Source organism: Microcoleus sp. CZ3-B2, from assembly GCF_036705055.1.
Lineage (GTDB): Bacteria > Cyanobacteriota > Cyanobacteriia > Cyanobacteriales > Microcoleaceae > Microcoleus.
This window is the reverse complement of sequence record NZ_JAUBTN010000112.1, coordinates 1-3,998: the sequence shown is the minus strand read 5'-3', so window position 1 is coordinate 3,998 and position 3,998 is coordinate 1. Positions and strand designations below refer to the sequence as shown.

Annotated in this window: 4 protein-coding genes and 1 pseudogene; 4 read left to right on the top strand and 1 reads right to left on the bottom strand. The window is 42.1% G+C overall.

All coding sequences use genetic code 11. From position 1 onward, the window contains the following. Positions 1–395 (bottom strand): annotated as a pseudogene (locus QUA97_RS27455) (hypothetical protein); the annotation flags it as partial. Positions 396–1,021: 626 nt separating this feature from the next. On the opposite strand from QUA97_RS27455, the gene QUA97_RS27450 reads away from it, so the two are divergent. The 4 genes from QUA97_RS27450 to QUA97_RS27435 all read left to right on the top strand — a co-directional run bounded on the left by QUA97_RS27450 (position 1,022) and on the right by QUA97_RS27435 (position 3,538). Next, positions 1,022–1,681, top strand: coding sequence for a MotA/TolQ/ExbB proton channel family protein (locus tag QUA97_RS27450; protein WP_194071172.1), 660 nt, complete (start codon positions 1,022–1,024; stop codon positions 1,679–1,681). Then, the gene (locus QUA97_RS27445) at positions 1,665–2,066 is read left to right on the top strand and encodes an ExbD/TolR family protein (RefSeq protein WP_194071171.1); all 402 of its coding nucleotides are present in this window, start codon (positions 1,665–1,667) and stop codon (positions 2,064–2,066) included. Before QUA97_RS27450 ends, QUA97_RS27445 begins: the two co-directional genes overlap by 17 nt. 375 nt (positions 2,067–2,441) lie before the next feature. Next, on the top strand, positions 2,442–3,047 hold the full coding sequence (locus QUA97_RS27440) for a PepSY-associated TM helix domain-containing protein (protein WP_228050400.1): 606 nt from the start codon (positions 2,442–2,444) through the stop codon (positions 3,045–3,047). A 257-nt stretch (positions 3,048–3,304) separates the two neighbouring features. Beyond that, entirely contained in the window at positions 3,305–3,538 is a 234-nt protein-coding gene (locus tag QUA97_RS27435; protein ID WP_194009145.1) for a hypothetical protein, read from the top strand. Positions 3,539–3,998: the final 460 nt, after the last annotated feature.

Genomic DNA, 3,998 nt, shown 5'->3' with positions numbered 1-3,998 from the left:
GGCGGTGGCGTGACTGCTACCGGGGCTTCCTCTGGAATTGGCGGTGGCGTGACTGCTACCGGGGCTTCCTCTGGAATCGGCGGTGGCGTGACTGCTACGGGTGGCTCTTCTGGGGGAGTTGGCTCTGGTGGCGGTTCTGGTTTGAATGTCTCCGGCGGGGGAGATACCTTTTCTGGAATAGCTGGCTCTGGCTTGATTTCCTCTACTTTCGGTTCATCCAGCATGACAATTTCAATGGCATCGTCTGCAAACTCAGCCGGTTTGACCAATTTGAGGCTCAAGGGCAGTACAACAGCGTGCAGTATGGTTGAGGCTAGCAGGCCGATCGCCAGAATTTTTTTGAGAGCCTCTTCTTCTTGTTGTCTTTGCGTCGCCGAAACGTTTGAAAAACTCATTTCTGATGAATCTCCTTCATTAGTTAGATTGTAATTATTCTCATTTATTTATTTTTTATATAGCGAGTTTATCCTATCACCTAGCATTCTGTTTTGCTGTCTGTGTTACTCACGCGGGCGCTGTCTGCGGTCGAATTCGGGCAGATAAAATTCCCAAATTCTTTAACTGCAATACTCTAAACCATACTCTACCAAAAAAAATCAGTATTCTCAAGCCCTTTAATTTATAACTATTATTTATAAATATACACTTGTAATATAATTAATCTGTATATTGTCTCCGGTACGATCGCTTGACATTCCCGAATAATCGTGAAATTCTAGTTGAGAATCTTTTTAAGTATTGACTGCTAGTGTCAACTCCTAATGCAAATTTTAGCAAGAAAGCACTGACATATAAATCGATAGGGATAACAGTAGGAGCATTTAGACTACAGGCAAAGATACTCACATACAGGTAGTGCATTTGTGCGATCGCGCCAAGGAGTGAAACAATTCTCCGTCTGAATCACTTGTGCCAACTTGACACAGAAACATCTACCAGCCTTCTGTCGCAGGGGGTTGCAGCATTAGGCCCCCTGCGATCGACGGATCTCGCGAGAGTACAAACTAATGGATACTTTCTAATGGATACTTTGATTTACATTTTTCGCGCTGCAGGCATTGTTGCTTGGCCCCTGTTTGCCTCGTCAATCGCAGCAGTAGCGTTGATTATAGAGCGTCTTGCCTTTTGGTTTCGGGTAAATCGGCGGCAGCGGCGAGTCGTGCGAGAAGTTCTAAATCTCTACCGCGAAAACCCCAATTCCGCCATCAAAAAATTACAAGTAAACGCCGATTTGCCTTTGGCTCGGATTTTTTTAGAAGCTTTAGAATTAGACTCGCCCAACATCGAAGAATTTCGTTTAGCCCTAGAAAGTGGCGCTCAGGCAGAAATCCCTATTCTGAAGCGATTTAATACAATATTTGATACCATTATCAGCCTTTCCCCACTATTTGGGTTGCTCGGCACTGTTTTGGGATTAATTACTACTTTTGGCTCGCTCAAACTGGGAGAAGCCGGCAGCAGCAATGCAGCAGGCGTTACCGGTGGGATTAGCGAAGCTCTGGTATCTACGGCAACGGGGTTAGTGGTGGCAATTTTTACGCTGTTATTTGCCAATATGTTTCGCGGGTTTTACTTACAACAAATTGCTTTTATTCAGGAAGCTGGAGGGCAGCTAGAATTATTGTACCGTCACCGCTACGAAAAACTACCGAGAGAATCTAACTATGCGTCTACCCGATGAACCCGATAACATTGCTCAGATCAATATCGTGCCAATGATTGATGTGGTATTCGCTATATTGACGTTTTTAATCATTTCTTCTCTGTCTTTATCCAAATCTGAGGGTTTGCCGGTAAATTTACCAAAAGCGACAACCTCTCAAAGTCAGGAAGCACCTTCTAAAATTACCATCACCATTGATGAATCGGGAAAATTAATGGTTGATAAAAAGCCAGTCAACTTAGACCAGATTGAGGGTGCGGTGCGCGAGGTGATGGGTTCTAATCAGACTTCTTTAATTATTTTGAACGCGGATAAAGGTGTCAATCACGGAAATGTTGTGGAAGTTATGGATCGATTGCGCCGAATTAAGGGAGCTAAGTTAGGGATTGCTACCATCAAGTAAAAAGTTAGTATAATTCCTACTTGAGAATTTTCTCATACCCTTAAACTGCAATTTCCCGATGCAGATGTACTAAAGATCGTAGGATTGACGCAGTGGTGCTTAGAAACCGTGTTTTTTCAATAAAATATACCTTTCTGTTTCTCCGTCTTGCAGAAAGGTAAAAGCTAATTGATGAGGATGGTGCTGGCACCTGTAGCGCAGGAAGTCTAAAGCTGTCGAACTGTTTTACGGGAGATTTCTCAAAAATCCTTCAAAGGTTGAGCCATTCTACTTGTTGCACTCATTGCAACCCTGAAATCTTGAAATCGGCGATCGCGCGGCCGGTAACTGCGATCGTTTCTTCAAAAGCTTTTTTTGAGGTGTTACTCAAATTTATTGAAAACAGGCTTTACAGTTCGCACGACTGCACCGCTACCATTATTAAGATACGATATCCATCAAGTCGGAGGCATTTTATCAAGTACATTTTTACTAATTCTGGCTGTTACAGGTGCGATATTGTCATTTTTAGTTCTGCAATTTTCATTCAATCAACCTCCGCAATTTGCCAAAGTTTTGCCCCCTGCAAAACAACCCATAGCTTTAAGTCAACTGTTACGCAAAGCTGATGCAGCCATGCCGGATGGAAAAACGACTTATGTAGTTTTTGACGAACATGAACCAGAAAAAATTACAGTTAGCAAGCAACTTCCTCACGAGTCGATTCGATTTGCTCTGAGTAATGTAGAACTGAACCGATATAGTGGGGAAGTGTTGACAGTCAATCGCGTTGTAGAACCGCCACCTATGTTAAAGTTTACGATCGCGATCGGCACTATTCATTTCGGTATTTTTGGCGGAATTTACAGTCGCAGTCTCTATGTATTCATCGGCTTAGTACCCAGTGTTTTTATTAATCACTGGTTTGGTGAATTGGAAACGGAGACGGTGGCTGAAGGCAAGACGGGAATTAACATCCCAATTGCTGGCCAATCAAACTGAGTCAAATCGGCTTTCTTAGGCAGGATTTACTCACAATAAAGAAACCGGGTTATTGTGAAATATTGACTATTCTCAACTAGAAATTTATGATTTAACTAGGTTTATGGTTTATGACTATGAAGCCGGCAAATCCTCTTCGGTTGATAAGCTGTTGTGCAAATAAACATTGTATATTTTGATGACAATCAAAAAACGTCAAATTCTCTCCCCCTCTCCCCTGATCCCCATCGGACCCTCAATCGCCATACACAATCTATATGAGCAACAGCTTAGCGAACAATCTGAATTCATATTCAAGTTTAGCAACGCCCTCAAAAAAAAATCGGACTTGGTATTTGATACTGCACGCGCTAGCGATCGCAAAACTATTATACCACTTTCATAAAAGAGTGCTACAGTTAGTAGATATCACGATCGCAGCAGTAGTGTTGATTATAGAGCAATACGGTTTATTTAGGACGATGCAGGCGGTAAAAGATTATGAACAATAAATATTCTTGTTTGCTTCGTTCCTATTTTCGGACAATCTTAAGTGAACCGTATTGAAATACAAAATCTTAAATAAACTAACTATGATTATACAGTTGGTGATTAAAAACAGTCCCGACTTATTGTAAAATACTTTTCTTAAAAAGCCTGTAAACAGCAGAGAAAATGCCAGAACAACAAGAAGTATTGGAGAAGTCTCAGGAGAATGTTGATTGCTAATTCCCTTGATGCACGATACAGAAGTCACAAATATCGGTTAATTTCGTTAAATCAATTACACTAATGATTGGTCAACTACCCATCACCAAGCGGAGTACCTCTATGGTGTGGGCTTGTATCTGAGCTCCACCGCAATTCCGAGAATCTAGAAAGAATCTCAGCTTTAGTTTCACGGCCCGATACATCGCAAGGATGCTGACAAGCTCCCCGTACTCATCCAGTCTTGCCGGACAAGCAACGCTC